The sequence below is a fragment of the Pseudarthrobacter sp. HLT1-3 genome, assembly GCF_059383535.1.
This window is the reverse complement of record NZ_JBWZCJ010000003.1, coordinates 91489-107043: the sequence shown is the minus strand read 5'-3', so window position 1 is coordinate 107043 and position 15555 is coordinate 91489. Positions and strand designations below refer to the sequence as shown.

Here is a 15555-nt window from a genome sequence, read left to right as displayed (position 1 = left end):
ACGGCGCCGCAACCGAATCCATCTGCAAGGATGGGACCATGTCAGCTAATTACGATGTCGTGATTGTCGGCGGCGGTATCGCCGGCCTGTCCCTTGCCTCAGCCCTCGCCGGGAAATGCAGTGTCGCCCTGGTGGAGGCCGAGCAGTCCCTGGCCTACCACGCCTCGGGGCGCTCGGCCCGGCAACTGATCCCCAGCTACGGCCCTCCCGTGGTGCAGGAGCTCACCCTCCGGACGCTCGATCTGATCGCCGCCCAGGATGCCTCCCGGCCGGAACCGGTGCTCTCACCGCGCAGCTTTTTGCTGATCGGCGACGAAGCGGCCGTCCGGGACAAGGCCAGCGGCCACATGAATCCGATCACCCACGCCGAAGCGCTGCGGCTCTGCCCGGCGCTGCGCCCGGAGGCCTTCACCGCCGCCGGCCTGGATACGGGTTCCTTCGCCTGCAACGCTCCCCTGCTGCTCGAGGACCGCCGCCGTCTTGCCGAAGCCGGCGGCGTGGACATCATCACCGGCGCCCGCGTGCACTCGGCCCAACGCCTCGGCTCCGGCTGGGAACTCGGCGCCGGGCAGGAAGGCTTCCAGACCGCCGTCGTGGTCAACGCCGCCGGCGCCTGGGCCGACGAACTGGCCGTCCTCAGCGGCGTCGAGAAGGTCCAGCTGCAGCCGTACCGGCGCACCGCGGCGATTGTCGACGTCGAGCATCCCCTCCCGGAGGGCGGCCCCATGGTGGCTGCCGCCGACGACTCGTTCTACTTCCGGCGCGACGGCGGGCAGGTGCTGATCTCGCCCTCTGAGTCCGTGCCGAGCGGGCCCGAAGACGCGCAGCCGCACCCGGGGGACATCGAGGCTCTCATCGCCCGGCTGAACAGCCTCACCACCCTCGGCCTCCGCGGTGTCCAACAGGCCTGGACCGGGCTGCGGACCGAAGCGGCCGACGGCATCCCGGTGGTGGGCTTCGACGCCGAAGCCCCCGGATTCTTCTGGCTCGCCGGACAGGGCGGCTACGGCTTCCAGACCTCCTCCGGCATCGCCGAACTGGCCGCCGGGCTCATCCTCGCCGGCCAGGGCGCCGCCACCGCCGCTGCACCGACGGACGGTCCGGCATCCCGGACAGCGGAGGCGCTGGCGGCAACGCGATGGTCCATCCGGCGCTGAAGAATGGACCCATGAGCACCCTGATCACCAACATTGCCGAGCTGATGACCCAGGACCGGGAACACCGTGTCCTGAAGGGCGCGGCGGTGCTGGTCGAGGGCGAGCGGATCGCCTGGCTGGGGCCGGCGGCGGACGCGCCGGCGGCCGACGAGTCCATCGACGCCGGCGGCCGCGCCCTGCTGCCCGGCTGGGTCGATTCCCATACCCACCTCATCTTCGCCGGCGACCGGACCGCCGAATTCGAGGCACGGATGGCGGGGGAGAGCTACAGCGCAGGTGGCATCGCCGTCACCACCGCCGCCACCCGGAACACTTCCGACTACGACCTCACCCGGCTCGCCCTGGGCCGGGTGGCCGAGGCCGTCTCGCAGGGCACCACCTATCTGGAGACCAAGACCGGCTACGGCCTGGACGTCGAAAACGAGGCCCGCAGCGCCCGGGTCGCCTCCACCGTAGTGGACGAGGTTACCTACCTCGGCGCCCACCTGGTGCCCGACGGCATGGACGCAGAGGAGTACACGGACCTGGTCTGCGGCCCGATGCTCGACGCCGTGCGGCCGTTCGTGCGCTGGGCCGACGTCTTCTGCGAGCGTGGCGCCTTCACCGAGGCCCAGTCCCGCCGCGTGCTCCAGGCCTGCCGGGACGCCGGACTGGGACTGCGGGTGCACGGAAACCAGCTCGGCGAAGGCCCCGGCGTCCGGCTGGCGGTGGAATTCGGCGCGGCCAGCGTGGACCACGTGAACCACCTGGCCGCCGCCGACGTTGACGCCCTCGCGGCCAGCTGGTCCGGCTGGGACGGCGAAGCACAGGGGCGCGGCACGGTGGCAACCTGCCTGCCGGCCTGCGATCTGTCCACCCGCCAGCCGCTGGCCCCGGGCCGGGAGCTGCTCGACGCCGGCGTGCAGCTGGCGCTGGCGTCCAACTGCAACCCCGGCACCTCCTACACGAGCTCGATGGCGTTCTGCGTCACCACAGCCGTGCTGCAGATGCGCCTCAGCGTCCACGAGGCGGTGCGCGCCGCGACTTACGGCGGCGCCCTGGCCCTCGGCCGGGAGTCCGGGAACGACGCCGACGGCGAGCGCGCCGTCGGCTCGATCGCCGTCGGCCACCGCGCGGACCTGCACCTGCTGAACGCGCCCTCGGCTACCCACCTGGCCTACCGGCCCGGCATCCCACTCACGCACGCCGTCTGGCGCGCGGGCGTCCGCGCCCGCTGACGCTCCCAGCCCAGGTTTCAGCATGAGGGACCGGATGGCCGGATACGCCGAGGAACTGGGCATCATGGTCGATCTGTGGCGGGCCACGCGCGGCGGCCCCCGCGCCCTGGCCCGGCGCCGGGAGGCCCGGCTGGCCGCCCTCGTGGCCCACGCCCGCACCAGCTCACCGTTTTACCGGCAGCTGTACCGCGGGCTCCCGCCCGAGGGCGTCCGGCTCCGGGACCTGCCGCCGGTCACGAAACCGCAGCTGATGGCTCACTTCGACGACTGGGTCACGGACCCCGCCGTCACCCGGGCGGATCTTGAGACCTTCGTCGCCGATCCGGCCCTGGTCGGGAGCCGCTACCGCGGCCGGTATTTCGTCTTTACGAGCTCCGGGACCACGGGGCATCCGGGCCTGTTCGTGCACGACCAGGCCGCCGTCGCCTGCTACCGGGCCCTAGCCATCCGGATCGTCGGGACCACCGTGAACGCGGGCAGGCTGCTGGCGATGCTGCGGCGGGGGTCCGGACGGCCGTGGTGGTGGGCACCGGCGGCCATTTCGCCGGGGTTGTCTGGCTCGAGTCCGAACGGCGCCGCAGCCGGTTCCGCCGCCGCGCCCACCGCGTTTTCTCCGTGCAGCAGCCCCTGGACCGGCTGGTGGCCTCGCTCAACGACTTCGACCCGGCACTCATGGTCGGATACCCCAGCGCGCTCGAGCTCCTCGCCGAGGAGCAGGCCGCGGGCCGGCTGCACCTCCGGCCGGTGATTGTGGAGGCCAGCGGGGAGTCCCTTGGCGACCGGGTGGGTCTGGCCGCGGCGCTCGGCGGCGAGATCCACAACGTCTACGCCGCCTCGGAGTGCACTCCCATCGCGCTGGGCTGCGCCCGCGGCAGGCTGCACGGCAACAGCGACTGGGTCATCCTGGAGCCGGTCGACGCCGACTACCGGCCGGCGCCGCCCGGGGAACCGTCCCACACCGTGTTGCTGACCAACCTCGCCAACCGGGTCCAGCCGCTGATCCGTTACGACCTCGGCGACTCCGTGCTGGCCAAGGCCGGGCCTTGCGAATGTGGCAGCCCGCTGCCCGCCATCCAGGTCGCCGGGCGCCGCGAGGACGTCCTCCGGCTCCGCGATTCCCACGGTGAGACGGTGCCGATCCTGCCGCTCGCGATCGGGTCCGTCGTCGAGGAAACGCCCGGGCTGCACCGCAGCCAGCTGGTCCAGGCCGGACCGGCGTCCCTCCGGCTCCGGCTCGACCCGGAACCCGGCACCGATTCCGGGGCGGTGTGGGCCGCCGCTTCCGCGAAGCGGCTGGCGTACCTCGCCGGGCTGGGGCTGGGGAACGTCGACGTCGTCCGCGCTGATGAGCCGCCGGAACAGTCCGGCCTGAGCGGGAAGTTCCGGCAGGTGATCGCCCGCCGTCCGGACTGACGTGCGGCCGCTGATATGACTGGCTGACAAAGCGTAGGACCAGTCGGGCTGCCTGCAAGAATGGGCGGATGGCCCTCCACAACTATCCGATCCGCCGGCTGGCAGAGGATCCCGGCAACGTTCTGGACCGCCAACAGTGGCCGGCATCCCTGCCTCCCGTGGCCCAGATCCTGGACCAGGGGCTCGATCTGACGCCCGCCACCATCCTGGTCGGCGAAAACGGGTCAGGAAAATCCACCCTCGTGGAAGCCATTGCCCTGGCCTACGGATTGTCCCCCGAAGGCGGGTCAACAGGCGCACGCCACACCACCAGGTCCACGGAATCCCTGCTCGCCGATCACCTGCAGCTTGTCCGGAACGCCGGCGCCACGAGACGGGGCTACTTTCTCCGCGCGGAAACCATGCACGGATTTTTCACGTACCTCGAGAAGAACCCGAGCCTGTCCGGTCCTGATATCCCTTTCCACGACATGTCCCACGGCGAGTCGTTCCTGGAGCTGGCGGTTGACCGGTTCCGAGGCCCCGGATTGTGGGTGCTGGATGAACCGGAATCCGCGTTGTCCTTCACTGGATGCCTGACCCTGCTTGCCGTCTTGAAGGACCTTCTGGCCACGGGCAACTCTCAAGTCATCATGTCCACACACTCACCCGTGCTGGCAGCTCTTCCCGGAGCACAGATTCTGGAAGTTGGCTCCTGGGGCCTGCGGCGCCGGGCATGGTCGGATCTGGATCTGGTCACGAACCTGCGGTCGTTCCTGGATTCACCGGATCGGTATCTTCGGCACCTCTGATCGCGGCGGTGCACCGCGCGTCGGCAGGTGTCCCGGTACGCGGGTCACGGCCGCCCGGTACTAGTTCTTCCGGGCTCCCACTGCCAGCACGAGGCGCCGCGCGACGTCGGAGCGGCACATGTTCCTGGCTCATCGGCTAGAAGAACATCGGCGGGGCGTCCAGCACGGTCTCATCGACGCGCCGGACTTCCCACTGGCTGAACGGCTTGTCCAGTTCGTATTTGCCGACCTCGGTGCGGTGCAGGGTGCGGACCTCGGCGTTGTCCGGGTTGTTGAGGGACTCGAAGTACTCCACCGACCAGTGGAACCAGCGCATGCAGAACAGCCGCATGGTGAGACCGTGGGTGACAAACAGCGCATTGGGGGCGTAGTCCGGTCTTGCCCAGTGCCGGTGCAGGGTCTCCATTAAGGAGGAGACCCGGTCATAGACATCGGAGCCGGACTCGCCCTCCCGGAAGCGGTAGAAGAAGTGGCCGTAGGCGTTGCGGAGTTCCTTCTGGTCCTCTATCTCGCCGGCGATCTGGAAGTTGGCCCAGTCCTGCTCCCGCAGCCGCGGTTCCTCGATCACCCGCTCGACCAGCGGGCCGAGGTTGAGCGCCTCAAGGGTCTGGTAGGCACGCAGGTAGGGGGAGACATACACGCAGACCTGCCGGCCGTCCAGCAGCCGCCGGACCTGCTCGCCGGCTGCCCGGGCCTGTTCCACGCCGAGCTCGGTCAGCGGGATCCGGTAATCGGGCACCCGGTTGTAGATCGAGGTGTCGGCGTTGGCTGCGGACTGGCCGTGCCGGATCATAATGATTTTCCCGGGCGCACTCATAATCCCCAAGCATAGGCGGCAACTCCGGGCAAGATAGGAACATGCTCGTTCCCTCCCGCCGCCGTCTGCGGCTAGAAGTCTGGATCGTCCTGGGCCTGTCCCTGGGGCAGTCCGCCGTGTACTCGGTCGTTCAGCTCCTGGACAAGATGACCCGTGCGCCGCTGGCGGAGGGCACCTCCACCCTGAACCGTTCGCAAAGTACCCGGGAGTACTTTGACCTCACCTACCAGCTGCTGGATATCTTCTTCGCCCTGGTGCCGGTGGCCCTCGCGATTTACTTCCTGACCGAGCACCGGCCGGCCGGACTGGCCGGCGGCGGCAGCCACGGCGTCACGGCGTTCCGGACCCTGGGATTCAATCTTGCCCGCCCAGGCAGGGACCTGCTGCAGGGCTTCGGCCTGGCGGCGCTGATCGGAATCCCCTCCCTTGGCCTCTACACTGCGGGCCGGGCGCTCGGCATCACGACGGCGATCATCCCCAGCGCGCTGGACGCGTACTGGTGGACCGTGCCGGTGCTGATTCTCTCCGCGATCCGGCACGGGATTGTGGAGGAAGTGATTGTGGTGGGCTACCTGCTGGACCGGCTCGGAAAATTCGGCTGGAGCCTGCCGCTGGCGATCTTCACCAGCTCCATGCTGCGCGGCAGCTACCACCTCTACCAGGGCTTCGGCCCGTTCATCGGCAACGCCATCATGGGCGTCATCTTCGCGCTGGTCTACACCAGGACCCGGCGGCTGATGCCGCTGGTGATTGCCCACGCCGTGCTGGACATCGTGGCTTTCGTCGGCTTCAGCCTCTTCGGTAAGGCCATCGGCCTGGGCTGAGTGTGCACAAAGCAACGCGGAGTCACTTCGCGCCCATCCGGAGCCTCCGGATGGGCTCGAAGTGACCCCGCGTTGCCCTGAAGAGCCTGCGGCTGCCGGTGCCGGGAAGCCACCGGGCCGGTGTTAAAAAGTATCGGCCGCCATCGGTGGGTGACGTCATTGGCACCCGCTGATGGCGGCCGAAGTGTTGGGCGGTGAAACGCTAGATGGTGACAGCCCCGGTGGCGGTCTCGAACGTGACGGACAGGATACCGGGGGTCCCGCGGGGAGCGAGCCAGTGCACGGCCACGTCTTCGAGGGGCTTTTCGACCGGCACACCGAGCCATTCGGTAACGCGCTCGGCCGAGCCGGCGATCGTGAGGGCTGACATCTTGACGTTGCTCTCGTAGGCCTTCGACGGGTGGAGCTCCGGATCGCCTTCCCACTTGAGCATGTACGGGACCTGCGGATCGGCGATGAGTCCGAGGATACCGATCTGCTTCCAGACCAGTTCGCGGCCGTCGGGGAACTTGCGGTTGCCGTTGACGGCGGCGCGGCCGAGCCGTTCCTCGAACGGGGCCAGGTCGTCGACTTCGACGCACCAGCCCATCCAGCCGCCGCCGGCTTCGGAGCGGGCGCGGACGGCCTGCCCGAAGGGAGCCTTGTCCGAGGCCGGGTGGTTCAGCACCTCCACAACCTCGAGGTACTTATGTCCCGCGAGCGGGATAATCATGTTGCGGGTCCCGAATCGGGGGTGTACTCCGCCCTTCACGGCTTCGACGCCGAGGGCAGACGCAATTCGTTCGGTGGTGGCAGCGAGGCCATCTTGTTCACAGGCGTAAGAGACGTGATCCATGCGCATGCCCTCATCTTGGCACTTTGTGATGCGGCTCTCAGCTTAGGGTGCCCTTACCATGATGGGATCCCTAAATCCGGGGTTCCCACCCAGGTGTTCCTCCGTGTCAACGGGCGCGCCGGGCGGCCCCGCGGCGCCCAACTTCATCTTCGTCATAAAGCTATTCACGACCCGGCACCGCTTCCTAGACTGGGGGCAGGTCATGAGTGCCAGCACATAGCCCCGGCTTGCTGGCCGGCAACCCTCGTATCGCGGTGGGGTGCCCCGGGTGAAGACCTGGCCGTCCGGCGCCCGCCGGAAGGCAAGCGCGGCGCCAGTGCTGACCCGGGCCAAGAGGCTCCGGGGACGCTTGTGCCCAGTCCCTTGAGGAGTGTCCCGATGTCGAACGCCTGGTCCTTCGAAACCCGCCAGATCCATGCCGGCCAGGAGCCGGACAGCGCCACCGGCGCCCGCTCGCTGCCGATCTACCAGACGACGTCGTTCGTCTTCCCCAGCGCCGAGAGCGCAGCCAACCGCTTCGCCCTGGCCGAACTTGCTCCCATCTACACCCGGATCGGCAACCCCACCCAGGACGCGGTGGAACAGCGCGTGGCCAGCCTGGAAGGCGGGCTCGCGGCACTGCTGCTGAGCTCCGGCCAGGCCGCGGAAACCTTCGCGATCCTCAACGTCGCCGAGGCCGGCGACCATGTGGTGGCGAGCCCCAGCCTCTACGGCGGCACCTACAACCTGCTGGCACATACGCTGAAGAAGTTCGGCATCTCCGTCACCTTCGTGGAGGACCCCGACAACCTGGCCCAGTGGCGCGACGCCGTCCAGCCGAACACCAAGCTGTTCTTCGGCGAAGTCGTCTCCAACCCGCGCCAGGACGTGCTGGACATCGAAGGCATCTCACAGGTGGCACACGAGGCCGGTGTCCCGCTGATCGTGGACAACACGCTCTCCACCCCCTACCTGATCCGGCCGATCGAGTGGGGCGCGGACATCGTGGTGCATTCGGCCACGAAGTACCTTGGCGGCCACGGCGCCGCGATCGCGGGAGTGATCGTGGACTCCGGCAACTTCGATTTCGGCAAGGACCCGGAGCGGTTCCCCGGCTTCAACACCCCGGATCCCACCTACAACGGCCTGGTCTATGCCCGGGACCTCGGAGCGGACGGTGCTCTCGGCGCCAACCTGTCCTACATCCTCAAGGCCCGGGTCCAGTTGCTGCGCGACCTCGGCTCGGCGGTGTCCCCGTTCAACGCCTTCCTCATCGCCCAGGGCATCGAAACCCTGAGTCTGCGGGTGGAGCGGCATGTCGCCAACGCCATCAGGGTGGCTGAATGGCTCGAGGCCAGGGACGACGTCGAATCCGTCGCGTACGCGGGGCTGCCCTCCAGCCCCTGGTACGAGCGCGGCCGCAAATACGGACCCAAGGGGACCGGCGCCGTCGTCGCCTTCAACATCGCCGGGGGAGCCGAGGCCGGAAAGCGTTTCGTCGACGCCCTCGAACTGCACTCGCACGTGGCCAACATCGGCGACGTGCGCTCGCTGGTCATCCACCCGGCGTCGACCACGCACAGCCAGCTCTCCCCGGAACAGCAGACCATCGCCGGCGTGAACCCCGGCCTGGTGCGGCTCTCCGTGGGCCTGGAACACATCGACGACATCCTCGCCGACCTCGACGCCGGATTCCGTGCGGCCAAGACCGCCTGAGCCGGACCGGTGCCCGGCGCCCCGTCCTGTTGCCAGCCGGTCCAGCCCGGGCGCCGGGCGCACCGGTCCAACGCGGGGAGTCACACGGGCGTCACAATCTTCGCCACCGGCCCGCCCCGTTTCGTAGACTGAACTAAGGTCATGAGCGCCAGCGACAGCCCCGGCTTGCTGGCCGGCAACCCTCCTTTTGCGGCGGGGTGCCCCGGGTGAAGACCTGGCCCGCCGGTCAGCTGACGGCGGGCAAGCGCGAAGTGAGGTCCCAAATGACGATTGCCGCCACCCGCCAGGGTGCATCCGTAAGCACGACTACCCACCCCGACGCCCCCGCCCCGGCCGGCCAGACAGCTGTCCCGGACGGAACCGTCCGGCACCTCCGGATCGGCGACCTGGAACTCGAATCCGGCGCCCGGCTGCCGGACGTCACCCTCGGCTACGAGACCTGGGGGACCCTCAACGCGGACCGCTCCAACGCGGTCCTGATCGAGCACGCGCTCACGGGGGACACCCACGTCACGCGCGGCGACGGCGAGGAAGCCGGCTGGTGGGAGCAGCTCGCCGGCCCCGGCGCTCCCGTGGACACGGACAAGTACTTCGTCGTCTCGATCAACATCCTCGGCGGCTGCTACGGCTCCACCGGGCCCTCCACGACAGCTCCCGACGGAAAGCCATGGGGCTCACGGTTCCCGCTCGTCACGCTCCGGGACACGACCGCGGCCGAAGCCCGGCTGGCGGACGCCCTGGGCATCCGCAGCTGGTTCGCCGTGCTCGGTGGATCCCTGGGCGGAGCCCGGGCCCTGGAGTGGGCGGTCAGCTGCCCGGACCGGGTCCAGCGCTGCGCCGTGATTTCCGTCGGAGCGAGCAGCACCGCCGAACAGATTGCCTTCGCCCAGGCCCAGACGCTGGCCATCCGGCAGGACCCCAACTTCAACGGCGGGGATTACTACGGCGGCCCGGAACCGGAAGCGGGCCTGGCCCTGGCCCGGCGGATAGCGCACATCACCTACCGCTCCGCCGCAGAGCTGGACGGGCGGTTCGGCCGGAACGCCCAGGACTCCGAAGCCCCGCTGGAAGCCGGGTCCGTCGCCGGGCGAGGACGCTACCAGGTCGAGAGCTACCTGGACCACCAGGGCAACAAACTGGTCCGGCGCTTCGATGCGAACAGCTACATCGCCATCACCGAGGCGCTCATGAGTCATGACATCAGCCGGGGCCGCGGGGCGCTCACGGAGGCCCTGGCTCCGGCCACGGCGCAGTTCCTGGTGGCAGCCGTCGACTCGGACCGGCTGTATTTCCCGGCCCAGTCCGAGGCCCTCGCCGCTGCCCTGCCGGGTGACGTTGCCGTGCACACCATCGAGGCGCCGATCGGGCATGACGGCTTCCTGACCGAGATCGGCCAGCTCACCAGCCAGCTCCGTCAGCACTTCTTCGGCTAGTCCTTCGACCAAAAGCAGTGGCGGGTGTGCATTTTTGCAGATACGCTCTGCACTAATGGCCGTTGAGGCTGCGGGCGTGAACGTCCATACTCATTGAGAATGATGCCGCGTGTCACAAATCACAGGCGTCCACCGCCCAAAGGTCCATAGGGTGTCGACGGAGACACCGAAGGAGTCGAAAATGAGTGCTCAAAACGCCGCCAGGCGCCCCGAAGAGGAAGACGTCAAGTCATCCGGCCTGAAGAAGGTAGTAACGGCCTCCATGGCCGGCACCGTCGTGGAATGGTATGAGTTCTTCCTCTATGCCTCCGCAGCCACCCTTGTCTTCGGCAAGTTGTTCTTCCCGAACTCCGGCACGGAGCTCGACGGCATCATCGCCGCCTTCGTGACCTATGCCGTTGGCTTCGTTGCCCGCCCGATCGGCGGCATCGTGTTCGGTCACTTCGGTGACAAGTTCGGCCGCAAGCAGCTGCTCCAGCTCAGCATCATCCTGGTCGGTGTCGCCACGTTCGCGATGGGCTGCCTCCCGACCTTCCAGCAGATCGGCTACTGGGCACCGGCCCTCCTGGTTTTCCTGCGCTTCGTCCAGGGCTTCGCCGTCGGCGGCGAATGGGGCGGCGCAGTCCTCCTCGTGGCCGAGCACAGCCCGAGCAAGTCCCGCGGCTTCTGGTCCTCCTGGCCGCAGTCCGCCGTTCCGCTGGGCAACCTGCTCGCCACCGGCGTGCTGTTCGCCCTCTCCTCGCTGCTTTCCCAGGCTGACTTCCTCAGCTGGGGCTGGCGTGTGGCCTTCTGGCTCTCCGCCGTGATCGTGATCGTCGGCTACTACATCCGCACCAAGGTCCAGGACGCCCCGATCTTCCTGGAAGCCCGCAAAGAAGTCACCGTCGAGAACAAGGGCTACGGCGTCGCCGAAGTCTTCCGCCGCTACCCGCGTGGCGTCTTCACCGCCATGGGCCTGCGCTTCGCCGAGAACATCCTCTACTACCTTGTGGTCACGTTCTCCATCACCTACCTGAAGATCATCGTCCAGACGGACACCTCACGCATCCTGCTCCTGCTGCTGGTCGCGCACGCCATCCACTTCTGCGCCGTTCCGATGGTCGGCAAGCTCTCCGACGCCTTCGGCCGCAAGCCGGTTTACATGGCCGGCGCCATCCTGGGCGGCACCTGGGGCTTCTTCGCCTTCCCGATGATGGACACCAAGAACGACCTCATCATCCTCGCCGCCATCACCATCGGCCTGCTGTTCCACGCACTGATGTACGCCGGCCAGCCGGCCATCATGGCCGAGATGTTCCCGACCCGGATGCGCTACTCCGGCGTCTCACTGGGCTACCAGGTGACCTCGATCGTGGCCGGTTCGCTGGCCCCGATCATCGCCACCGCCCTGCTCAGCCAGTTCAAGTCCTCCGTACCGGTGGCTCTGTACCTGCTCGGCGCCTGCCTGGTCACCGTCTTCGCGGTGTTTATGCTCAAGGAAACCCGCGGCATCTCGCTGCACGACGTCGACGCCGCCGATGCCCAGGGCACCGCGGACCTCCTCGCCGCCGGCAAGAAGTAACAGCCAGGAAGTAACAGCCAATAGGTAAGAGGCAACAAGCAAAAAACTGCCCACAAGGCGGTGCGAATATACAACAGCCCGGGTTCCGCAGAGGCGGAACCCGGGCTGTTGCCGTTGCCGCCGCCCCGGGCCCGCCAGGACTGCCCAGCTCGGGGCAGCGGCTCAGCCTGCCAGGACCGCTCAGCCTGCCAGGACCGCCCGGCGTTCGGAAATCTCCGTGCGGATCGCCTCGAGCACCGCCTGCACCGGGGCGGACCGCAGGGACTCCGAGCGTGCCACCGCCCAGATCGGGAGCTGTCGCTGGAAGTCGTCCGGCAGCACGGGCACGAAGCTGGCGTCACCAACCGCCTGGAAGTTGGGCAGCAGGCCGATCCCCGCGCCCCGGCGGACAGCCTCAAGCTGGGCAAAGATGCTGGTGGCCTGGAAGCTCGAGCGGGGGACGGGCAGCTGGGTGGAGCGGTGGCCCAGTTCGGCGACCTGCAGTGCCGACTCCACGTAGGAGACGAAGCCGTGCTGCCGGACGTCGTCGAGCGTCACCGGCAGGCCGTGCTCGCGGACGTACTGCGGGCTGGCGTACAGGCGGAGGAAGTAATTGGACAGGAAGATGGTCTGCGCATTGCTGACGTCCTCCAGATTGCCCACCACCACCTCGAGGTCCACCCCGGACCGGTTCTTGCTGACCTTGCGGGTGGCGCTGAGTATTTCAACGTTGAGCAGCGGGTGGTCCCGCTGCAGCCGGACGAGTGCCGGCGCGACGAACTCGGCGCCAAAGCCGTCGGGGGTGCTGATCCGGACCAGGCCGGAGAGCACATCTTCGGACCGGGCTATCCGGTTCGTGAGCGCACCGAGGGTGCCCTCGATCGCTTCGGCGGCTGCCACGGCATCATTGCCCAGATCGGTCAGTTCCCAGCCGTGCGGACTCCGCTCCAGGGTCCTGCCGCCGAGCTGTTTGTCCAGGGCCAGGATGCGGCGGGAGATGGTGGTGTGGGTCGTGCCGAGGGCTTCAGCCACCGCATTGAACCGGCCCAGCCGCGCCACGGTGAGCAGGATGAGCAAGTCGTCCGGACTCGGAAGCCGCCTCAAGTCCACGCTCACTCCTCCAAAATCCGGCATGTGCATCAATGCACATGCCATCTGTAGTTTTTTACCTTGATTGCACTGTAGCAGGGTGTGATGCTAGACACGGAGGTCCGGCGAACGGCCGGCTGCAACACCTGAAGCAAGACCCACAGCACGACGCAAAGCAAAGGAGCTTATGCCATGGCAGTAATCGCTTGGATCGGACTGGGGAACATGGGCGGGTCCATGTCGGTGAATCTCGCGAAGGCCGGCCACGACGTCCGCGGCTTTGACCTCAACGCCGACGCCGTTGCCGCGGCGGTGGCTGGCGGCGTCAAACCCGCCGGAAGCATCGCCGACGCCGTCGACGGCGCCGACGTCGTCTTCACCATGCTCCCCAAGGGCGAGCACGCCCGCGCCGTCTACCTCGGCGAGGACGGGGTCCTGGCCCACGCGGACACGCGCACCCTGCTGGTGGATTCCTCCACGATCGACATCGCCTCCGCGCAGGCCCTGCACGACGCCGCGGCTGCCGCCGGCTTCCGCTTCGTCGACGCCCCGGTGTCCGGCGGCATGAGCGGTGCCAAGGCCGCCACCCTGACCTTTATGATCGGCGGCGAAGCCGGAGCCGTGGCCGAGGCCACGGACTACATCAAGCCGATGGCGGCGAACATCATCCCCACCGGCGGAGCCACCACCGGCCAGGCCGCGAAGATCTGCAACAACCTCATGCTGTTCATCAACCTCGCCTCCACCGCGGAAGGCGCCGTGCTCGCTGACCGGCTGGGCCTGGACAAGCAGGTCTTCTGGGACATCGCCTCGGTTTCCTCGGGCGACAGCTGGGCGCTCCGCACCTGGTACCCGGTCGCCGGCGTGGTCCCCACCGCGGCCTCCAACAACGACTTCGCGCCGACCTTCACCACTGAGCTGGCCAACAAGGACATCGGCCTCGCGATCAGCGCGGCACGGGACACCGGCACCCCGCTGGAAATCGGCGAGCACGTCCAGCAGCTCTTCCAGCGCCTCATCGACTCCGGCAAGGCAGGCATGGACTGCTCCGCGATCGTCAAGCTGGTCGACGGCACCCTGGACACGGCGAAGTAGACGCCGGCTCGAGCGGACGCCGTCGAAACTGTCACGCCGTCACCTAGCCGCCCTGCCCCAGCAACTCCCACACAGATACTCCCGCGCACAGCGGCCCCGAACTGCTCCACGAAAGAGAACACCATGGAACGCATTCCGCACTTCATCAACGGCGCCCTGATTTCCGACGCCGAGCGCTACGGCCCCGTCTTCAACCCGGCCACCGGCGAGCAGGAAAAGGAGGTTGCCCTGGCCTCCGCCGACCGCGTCGAGGAAGCCATCCGCGCCGCCAGGGCCGCACTGCCGGGCTGGCGGTCCACCAGCCTGGGCAAGCGCACCAACATCTTCTTCAAGGTCCGCGAAATCCTGATGGAGCGCCGGCCGGAACTCGCAGCCCTGCTGACCAGCGAACACGGCAAGGTCCTCTCCGACGCCGAGGGCGAGATCACCCGCGGCCTGGAGAACATCGAATTCGCCACCGGGCTGTCCCACGCGCTCAAGGGCGAACGCTCGGAGCAGGTCGCCAGCGGCGTCGACGTCCACTCGGTGCGCCAGCCCGTCGGCGTGGTCGCCTGTATTACGCCGTTCAACTTCCCGGCCATGGTTCCGCTGTGGATGATCGGCAGCGCCCTGGCCTGCGGCAACACCGTGCTGCTCAAGCCCAGCGAAAAGGACCCGTCCTCGGCCATCTTCATCGCGCAGGTCTTCGCCGAGGCCGGTCTGCCCGCCGGTGTCCTCAACGTTGTCCACGGCGACAAGGAAGCCGTCGACGTGCTCCTCGAACACCCCGATGTCAAGGCCATCAGCTTCGTCGGCTCGACCCCAATTGCCCAGTCCATCTACAAGCGCGCCGCCGACCACGGCAAGCGGGTCCAGGCCCTGGGCGGCGCCAAGAACCACATGGTGGTGCTGCCGGACGCGGACCTGAACATGGCTGCCGACGCCGCCGTCTCCGCAGCCTACGGCTCCGCCGGCGAGCGTTGCATGGCCGTCAGCGTCCTGGTCGCCGTCGGGAACATCGCCGATGAACTGGTCGGGGCCATCACCACCCGGATGGGCACCCTGAAGATCGGCCCCGGCACCGACCCGGCGTCGCAGATGGGCCCGCTCATCACCGCCGAGCACCTCGCCAAGGTCGCCTCCTACGTTGCCGGCGCCGCCGAGGAAGGCGCCACCGTGGTGGTGGACGGCCGGGACCAGCAGTTCGACTCCAAGGGCTTCTTCATCGGCGTCAGCCTGGTTGACCACGTCAAGCCCGGCATGAAGGTCTACGACGACGAGATCTTCGGCCCGGTCCTCTCCGTGGTCCGGGTGGAGACCTACGCGGACGCAGTCAAACTCGTCAACGACAACGAGTTCGGCAACGGCGTGGCGATCTTCACCCGCGACGGCGGCGCCGCGCGGCAGTTCGAATTCGACGTCGAAGCCGGCATGGTCGGCGTCAACGTGCCGATCCCGGTCCCGGTGGGCACCTTCTCCTTCGGCGGCTGGAAGAACTCGCTGTTCGGTGACACCCACATGTACGGCCCGGAGAGCATCCGCTTCTACACCCGCGGCAAGGTGGTCACCACCCGCTGGCCGGACCCGTCCACCTCGGTGATCGACCTCGGCTTCCCCCAAGTCGACTAACCCCACCGCACCCCGCAACGCAGAAGCAACGCGGGGTCATT

Annotated in this window: 13 protein-coding genes and 2 riboswitches; of the genes, 10 read left to right on the top strand and 3 right to left on the bottom strand. The window is 68.1% G+C overall.

Features of this window, described 5'->3' with window-relative positions:
* The first annotated feature begins 38 nt into the window (after positions 1-38).
* The 4 genes from AC50X9_RS03805 to AC50X9_RS03790 all read left to right on the top strand — a co-directional run bounded on the left by AC50X9_RS03805 (position 39) and on the right by AC50X9_RS03790 (position 4578).
* Entirely contained in the window at positions 39-1157 is a 1119-nt protein-coding gene (locus AC50X9_RS03805) for an NAD(P)/FAD-dependent oxidoreductase (protein WP_494890410.1), read from the top strand.
* A gap of 11 nt (positions 1158-1168) precedes the next feature.
* Positions 1169-2374 carry an imidazolonepropionase gene (hutI, locus tag AC50X9_RS03800; protein WP_494890408.1) on the top strand — a complete coding sequence of 402 codons (1206 nt, stop codon included), beginning with the start codon at positions 1169-1171 and terminating at the stop codon, positions 2372-2374.
* A gap of 615 nt (positions 2375-2989) precedes the next feature.
* Positions 2990-3787 carry a hypothetical protein gene (locus AC50X9_RS03795; RefSeq protein ID WP_494890406.1) on the top strand — a complete coding sequence of 266 codons (798 nt, stop codon included), beginning with the start codon at positions 2990-2992 and terminating at the stop codon, positions 3785-3787.
* Positions 3788-3855: 68 nt separating this feature from the next.
* A complete protein-coding gene (locus tag AC50X9_RS03790; RefSeq protein ID WP_494890404.1) occupies positions 3856-4578 on the top strand; it encodes an AAA family ATPase in 723 nt (240 codons plus the stop codon).
* A gap of 136 nt (positions 4579-4714) precedes the next feature.
* On the opposite strand, the gene AC50X9_RS03785 is transcribed toward AC50X9_RS03790, so the two are convergent.
* Positions 4715-5395 carry a histidine phosphatase family protein gene (locus AC50X9_RS03785; RefSeq protein WP_494890402.1) on the bottom strand — a complete coding sequence of 227 codons (681 nt, stop codon included), beginning with the start codon at positions 5393-5395 and terminating at the stop codon, positions 4715-4717.
* A 41-nt stretch (positions 5396-5436) separates the two neighbouring features.
* Here AC50X9_RS03785 and AC50X9_RS03780 point away from each other — a divergent pair, with 41 nt between their 5' ends.
* Entirely contained in the window at positions 5437-6219 is a 783-nt protein-coding gene (locus AC50X9_RS03780) for a CPBP family intramembrane glutamic endopeptidase (RefSeq protein ID WP_494890400.1), read from the top strand.
* A 202-nt stretch (positions 6220-6421) separates the two neighbouring features.
* Here AC50X9_RS03780 and AC50X9_RS03775 read toward each other — a convergent pair whose 3' ends face one another.
* The gene (locus AC50X9_RS03775; protein WP_494890398.1) at positions 6422-7060 is read right to left on the bottom strand and encodes a VOC family protein; all 639 of its coding nucleotides are present in this window, start codon (positions 7058-7060) and stop codon (positions 6422-6424) included.
* Between the two features lie 192 nt (positions 7061-7252).
* Positions 7253-7368: riboswitch (SAM riboswitch) on the top strand.
* 64 nt (positions 7369-7432) lie between these two features.
* On the opposite strand from AC50X9_RS03775, the gene AC50X9_RS03770 reads away from it, so the two are divergent.
* From AC50X9_RS03770 to AC50X9_RS03760, 3 genes are all read left to right on the top strand, one after another.
* Entirely contained in the window at positions 7433-8749 is a 1317-nt protein-coding gene (locus AC50X9_RS03770) for a bifunctional o-acetylhomoserine/o-acetylserine sulfhydrylase (RefSeq protein ID WP_494890396.1), read from the top strand.
* A gap of 137 nt (positions 8750-8886) precedes the next feature.
* Positions 8887-9002, top strand: a riboswitch (SAM riboswitch).
* A 10-nt stretch (positions 9003-9012) separates the two neighbouring features.
* Positions 9013-10182: a homoserine O-acetyltransferase MetX gene (metX, locus tag AC50X9_RS03765; RefSeq protein WP_494890394.1), complete on the top strand. Its 1170-nt coding sequence runs from the start codon at positions 9013-9015 to the stop codon at positions 10180-10182.
* Positions 10183-10363: 181 nt separating this feature from the next.
* The gene (locus AC50X9_RS03760) at positions 10364-11743 is read left to right on the top strand and encodes an MFS transporter (RefSeq protein ID WP_494890391.1); all 1380 of its coding nucleotides are present in this window, start codon (positions 10364-10366) and stop codon (positions 11741-11743) included.
* 180 nt (positions 11744-11923) lie between these two features.
* Here AC50X9_RS03760 and AC50X9_RS03755 read toward each other — a convergent pair whose 3' ends face one another.
* Positions 11924-12826, bottom strand: a complete 903-nt coding sequence (locus AC50X9_RS03755; protein ID WP_494890727.1) for a LysR family transcriptional regulator — start codon at positions 12824-12826, stop codon at positions 11924-11926.
* Positions 12827-13003: 177 nt separating this feature from the next.
* On the opposite strand from AC50X9_RS03755, the gene mmsB reads away from it, so the two are divergent.
* Positions 13004-13906, top strand: coding sequence for a 3-hydroxyisobutyrate dehydrogenase (gene mmsB / locus AC50X9_RS03750; RefSeq protein ID WP_494890387.1), 903 nt, complete (start codon positions 13004-13006; stop codon positions 13904-13906).
* Between the two features lie 123 nt (positions 13907-14029).
* Positions 14030-15514: a CoA-acylating methylmalonate-semialdehyde dehydrogenase gene (locus tag AC50X9_RS03745; protein ID WP_494890385.1), complete on the top strand. Its 1485-nt coding sequence runs from the start codon at positions 14030-14032 to the stop codon at positions 15512-15514.
* The last annotated feature ends 41 nt before the right edge of the window (positions 15515-15555 follow it).

Bases quoted from the DNA above. Each gene is read 5' to 3' on its own strand.
- AC50X9_RS03745 (WP_494890385.1), top strand. From the start codon at position 14,030: ATGGAACGCATTCCGCACTTCATCAACGGCGCCCTGATTTCCGACGCC.
- mmsB (WP_494890387.1), top strand. From the start codon at position 13,004: ATGGCAGTAATCGCTTGGATCGGACTGGGGAACATGGGCGGGTCCATG.
- AC50X9_RS03775 (WP_494890398.1), bottom strand. From the start codon at position 7,060: ATGCGCATGGATCACGTCTCTTACGCCTGTGAACAAGATGGCCTCGCT.
- hutI (WP_494890408.1), top strand. From the start codon at position 1,169: ATGAGCACCCTGATCACCAACATTGCCGAGCTGATGACCCAGGACCGG.
- AC50X9_RS03790 (WP_494890404.1), top strand. From the start codon at position 3,856: ATGGCCCTCCACAACTATCCGATCCGCCGGCTGGCAGAGGATCCCGGC.
- AC50X9_RS03805 (WP_494890410.1), top strand. From the start codon at position 39: ATGTCAGCTAATTACGATGTCGTGATTGTCGGCGGCGGTATCGCCGGC.
- AC50X9_RS03780 (WP_494890400.1), top strand. From the start codon at position 5,437: ATGCTCGTTCCCTCCCGCCGCCGTCTGCGGCTAGAAGTCTGGATCGTC.
- AC50X9_RS03770 (WP_494890396.1), top strand. From the start codon at position 7,433: ATGTCGAACGCCTGGTCCTTCGAAACCCGCCAGATCCATGCCGGCCAG.
- AC50X9_RS03760 (WP_494890391.1), top strand. From the start codon at position 10,364: ATGAGTGCTCAAAACGCCGCCAGGCGCCCCGAAGAGGAAGACGTCAAG.
- AC50X9_RS03785 (WP_494890402.1), bottom strand. From the start codon at position 5,395: ATGAGTGCGCCCGGGAAAATCATTATGATCCGGCACGGCCAGTCCGCA.
- metX (WP_494890394.1), top strand. From the start codon at position 9,013: ATGACGATTGCCGCCACCCGCCAGGGTGCATCCGTAAGCACGACTACC.